Below are 4825 nucleotides of genomic sequence, written 5' to 3'. Positions count from 1 at the left end.
TGAAGACGCGCTCTCCACTGCAGACGCCGCTCTCCGGCTGTTTCCTGACTACGCGGACCTCCACTATCACGTTGGCGTCATCTGCCTGGAAAGGCACGAGTTCCGCAGAGCCTACAGTTCCTTCACAAAGTGCCTTCAGAGTCCCGAACAGCCCGCAAGGTACGCGTCTTTCAGCGGAGTACGGGGCTTCCGAACTCATTACCAACTCGGGCGGCTGGCAGAGGCATTTCTGAACGATGACGAAGCCATGAACTGCTATGTAGCCAGTCTCCGGGACAACGCGTCCTTCGTCCCGGCGCTGGAGGGGATCATCAGGCTGCTCAGACCCTCGAAGGATCCAGAGCAGGCTGAAGCGGGTTTGGAGATCCTCTGCGAACTGTGCACAGCCGAGGCCCACCTCCTGGTCGCGGGCATCATGTTCGACCTCGCGGCCTACGACCTTGCCGAGGCTCACGTGGCCAAGGCTGAGAGCTTGGGCGACGTGCCTGAAGACATGAGGCTGGTCCGCGCGATCTGTCTCGCCCAGTCAGGAAGATACCTCGACGCGCTCAGGATCGTCAATAGCTTCCGTCCGGACACCCCCTACTACACTGCGGCGATGTTCAACAAGATGGTCTTCTTCTGGCTCCAGGAGAACCTCAAGAAGACTCGATCCGCAGCGCGGGATCTCCTCACAATGGGTGTACGGGACGACGTCCTGTCGGTGGCGAGGGCAGTTAGGGCTTCTCTTGAGGCACGTAAACCCGGTAGGGTCCCTGTGACGGACATAGGCATGTCCGTTGTGTTGGAGGTCGCCGGCCGGGGCCTTCATGCCGGGAAAAAGCCCCTCGTAGACCTGCTGATCGACGCCCTAGACCCGAGATGCGTGGCTGAGCACGCCCTCCAAATCTCAGGTGTCTACAGCCTTTATGGGCATGTGGAGGACGCCGAACGCCATTGCCGGGCATGGCTGGAGCAGGTGCCCACCTCGGCAAGTGCTTGGGCGTCCCTCGCCGACATGGAGGCGGCCACTGGGAGGGACCTGCTTGCCCTTGAGCACTACCAGAAGGCCATAGAACTCGCACCGGACGACCCAGGGTTTCACGTGAAGCTAATCCGGTGTTATGACGCTATGCGAGAGCGGTTTGCATCTGAACTCGCTGGGTGGGAGCGCGAGGGGGTGAACCAGTGAGAATGACACCCAAGATCGGACTGGCGCTGATCGTGAGAGACGAGGGCCACCTCTTGGCCAGGTGTCTGGAGTCTGCAAAGGACTCAGTAGATGAGATCGTCGTGGTGGATACGGGATCTCGAGACCAGACATTGGATGTATCTCGCCGGTACACGAGCCGTGTTTACTCGATCCCCTGGGAGTCGGATTTCGCCCGGGCGCGAAACTATGCCATAGACCACGTGTCGGCAGAATGGGTGCTAGTGCTGGACGCGGACGAGACTCTCGAAGGCGACCGCACCCACCTGCGAGAGACGGTGGCGGGCGCTGGCGCGAAGGAAGGTTTCCTCCTGCCGCTTCACAACCACACTGGACACTCTCCCTCGGACTACAGCCGCTCGCTGGTGCTCCGGCTGTTCCGGAACATCCCGGAACACCGGTACCGCGGTCGGGTCCACGAGCAGCTCACTGTCGCGTCCCCCGCCAACCTTGGAGTGCTTGCCACTCCAGTGATCCGTCACGACCCGGAGACCGGGAGTGTGCGGTTGAAGAAGCGTGCCCGAAACCTTGCTCTTCTGCGTTCGGCCCTAATGGAAGATCAAAGCAACCCGTTTCTCCACTACTATGTTGGCATTGAGTGGCTCGGCCTAGGCAAACCAGGCTTGGCCCTGCCCCACTTCGAGCTGGCCCGCCGGACGCTCGAACCCACTCACCTTACGTTTCGCCTCCCCGCTGTCCGGTACCTGGTGGCCTGTTTGTGTGCCCTGGGCCGACTTGAGGACGCTGCACTGGTGTGCCTGGAGGAGACTTCGACATACCCTCGGTACACAGACCTGATCTACGACGGGGGCAACGTGTTTGAAGAGTTGAAGGAGTATGAGGTGGCGATCAGGTGGTTCTCTCAGGCGATCGCCTCAGGCACCCCCGGCCTGGGCTTCTTCCACACCAACGGCACTGAGAGCTTCCTGTCCCATCGGCATCTGGGCAACTGCCTCCTTCAACTCGGCCGTACAGCCGAGGCCTGGTCCCATTTCCAGATGGCCCTGCGGGAGAACCCAGACGATATCCCTGCGCTTTCTAGCCTCTTCCTTGCTGGGGTCCAATCGTCCGGGCTTTCCCAAGTATTTGCGGAGGTAAAGGCTGCGGGATACCTCCGGCGTCCAGCCCAGGCCGAGACGCTGGCTGCCCTATTCTTCGAGGCCGGTTCCGCAGCCCTTGCCTGCGAGTGCCTTGTGGAGGCTGGGGTCCGCGAGTCCGACCGCACACCGACCCAGGAACATCTGCGCGCTCGGATCAGGTACTGGGTCTACGGAGGCAGGATCCCAACCGCTCTGGTGGCCCTCGACCGAGCCCGTCAGTGCGCGCCTTCACGTGCCTTGGACGTGAGCATGAGAGTCGATGAGATAGCCGGACTCAGCATTGGTGGACGTCTCCGTGAGGCGAAAACCAAGGCCTTGGGCCTGTGGCGGGACCCCGGGGGGCGCGGTCCTGCCCTCGCGCTCATCAACCTCCTGTCCATGACGCAGGGTGGACGGGCGTCCGTCGTGGTACCCAGAGCGCACGAGAGAACCGCCTTACAGACGACGTTGAGTCTGGTTGAGTGTTGTCTGAGAGGTTTGGACGGTGACCGGACAGAGGAGTGTCGTCGTCTGGCAGCGTCAGGTCTTGCCTACCTTCAAGGGTTCGGGCCGGCCGGGTGGCGAGCAGCCGTCCGGTACTTCGAGAGCAAGGCCAGGAGCCTGAAGAACCTTGTGTCTCTCCGGTTCGGTGATTCTGGGAGGCTCGCGCCGTGAAACAGACGCCCCAAGTCAGCTTGTGTATGATCGCAAAGGATGAGGAGAGAAGGATCGGGGCGTGCATAGCGAGCGTCCGGCATATCGTCGAGGAAATCGTGCTGGTGGACACCGGATCGCTGGACCGCACCCGCGAGGTGGCGGCGGGATATGGGGCACTGGTGCTCGAGTGTCCGTGGACTGACGATTTCTCGGTGCCTCGAAATGCCGGGCTAGCCGCTGCCAATGGGGACTGGGTGCTCGTATTGGATGCGGACGAAGTACTCGACCCCGTAGACCCCAACTACTTGGAGATCCTTCTCTCGGCATCACACGTGGAAGGCTACTTCGTCAACATACACAGCCACGTTGGGACGGGGTGCGAGACTCTCTTCGACGAGGCAGTGAGACTCTTCCGTCACAGGCCACAGTACCGGTTTGAGGGCCGAATCCATGAACAGGTGGTCAACTCCATCAGGCGCCAGTCCGGACCCGGATGTCTTGCCCGGTCCGACCTGACCGTGAAGCACTTCGGTTATCTGGCAGACGAGGTGGAGTCAAAGGCCAAGCGAGAGCGGAACATCCGGATCATCGAAAGAGCCTTGGCAAGTGATGAGCGCGACCCGTTTCTCCATTTCTGCCTCGGCGTGGAGCATATCCAAATGGGCGACGTGGACGCTGCGGTGACGGATGCTCGAAAGGCCTTAACCCTCATGAGGGGGACCGAGGGGTATTTCAAAGACGCTCTGCTGCTCCTTTGCACAGGGCTCCTGAGATCGGCCCGGTCACATGAGCTTGCGTCGGTTGCCGCAAGAGCCCTCGAGATCGCGCCGGACGATCCGGACTTCCTTCTCATCCTGGGCATCGCCTGCTCGCTTTCTGGTCGACACTCCGAAGCGATCCAGCACGTGACGAAGGCGCTCACGCACGGGTGCAGCCTGGTTGCGGGACCGGCGGCCAGGTTGATCATCGCCCGCCAACTGGGGGCGGTCAGGCAGTGGGTTGACGCGGTCGCAGAGGCCCTGCGTGCCGTGGTCTGCGCCGCAGAATCGGCCTCCGTGTCGCCCCGGGACCTCTTGGCGACATGCAGAGAGTGCCGGAAAACCGCAGATCTGTACGCCCGGCAGCACCCTCCAGGGTCCCGTACCCGCGCCGTGGCCGACTACGTGTCCATCAGTGCAAGACAGATGGTGGCGTGCGCGAGAGCGGCAGCCTTGGGAGTGGAGTACCCAGAGCATCCCTGGAACCGGAAAGTAGCCGGGGTTGCCCGGGCAGCACTGGGCGCTCTTGCCGCTGCCCAGACTCGAGAGCTGGAGTTTGCCCGTACCCCGCCGGTGGAAGGATGACAATGAGACACAGGGAGGTGGACCTCGTGGCAAGAGTGCTAATAGGAAGCGCAGTCCGGCAGAAACCACAGGTACTAGACCTGTTCCTTCGGTCCATCACCGGATTGGACACGGCCGGGCTGGACGTGGAATACGTTTTCATCGACGACAACTTGGACTGCGACGAGTCCAGCGGCATGCTCAGAGGTTTCGCCCGTAGCCGCTCTGCACGAATGATCCAGTGTGACTGCCCTGCTGCACACTATGTGTGCGATGAGATCACTCACCACTGGCAGGAGGACCTTGTGTGGAGGGTGGCCTCACACAAGGATCGGCTCCTTGACATGGCCCGCGACGGCAGGGTGGATTTCATATTCCTGGTCGACTCAGACCTCGTGTTGCACCCGAGGACTCTCGTGCACCTCGTGTCACTTGGTTTGGAGGTTGTGTCTGAGGTCTACTGGACCAAGTGGGAGCCGAATTTCCCTCCCCTGCCCCAAGTCTGGATCAGGGATCAGTACACCCTGTACCGCGCGGGCCGTGGAGAGTCTCTCGGACAGCAGGAGGTTGCACAAAGG

General features: G+C 61.6%; 4 protein-coding genes. All 4 read left to right on the top strand.

All coding sequences use genetic code 11. The features are described from left to right. Positions 1 to 1171: tetratricopeptide repeat protein (locus tag NUW23_15035; GenBank protein MCR4427473.1), on the top strand; the 1171-nt coding region annotated here is incomplete at its 5' end. A gap of 2 nt (positions 1172 to 1173) precedes the next feature. Continuing rightward, positions 1174 to 2943, top strand: coding sequence for a glycosyltransferase (locus NUW23_15030; GenBank protein MCR4427472.1), 1770 nt, complete (start codon positions 1174 to 1176; stop codon positions 2941 to 2943). Next, on the top strand, positions 2940 to 4268 hold the full coding sequence (locus tag NUW23_15025; protein MCR4427471.1) for a glycosyltransferase: 1329 nt from the start codon (positions 2940 to 2942) through the stop codon (positions 4266 to 4268). Before NUW23_15030 ends, NUW23_15025 begins: the two co-directional genes overlap by 4 nt. Positions 4269 to 4270: 2 nt before the next feature. After that, positions 4271 to 4825: glycosyl transferase (locus NUW23_15020; GenBank protein MCR4427470.1), on the top strand; the 555-nt coding region annotated here is incomplete at its 3' end.

The sequence above is a fragment of the Bacillota bacterium genome (assembly GCA_024655925.1).
GTDB lineage: Bacteria > Bacillota > DTU025 > DTU025 > JANLFS01 > JANLFS01.
The sequence above is the reverse complement of the archived record's forward strand: the minus strand, read 5'-3'. Positions and strand labels throughout refer to the sequence as shown.

Bases quoted from the DNA above. Each gene is read 5' to 3' on its own strand.
- NUW23_15030 (MCR4427472.1), top strand. From the start codon at position 1,174: ATGACACCCAAGATCGGACTGGCGCTGATCGTGAGAGACGAGGGCCAC.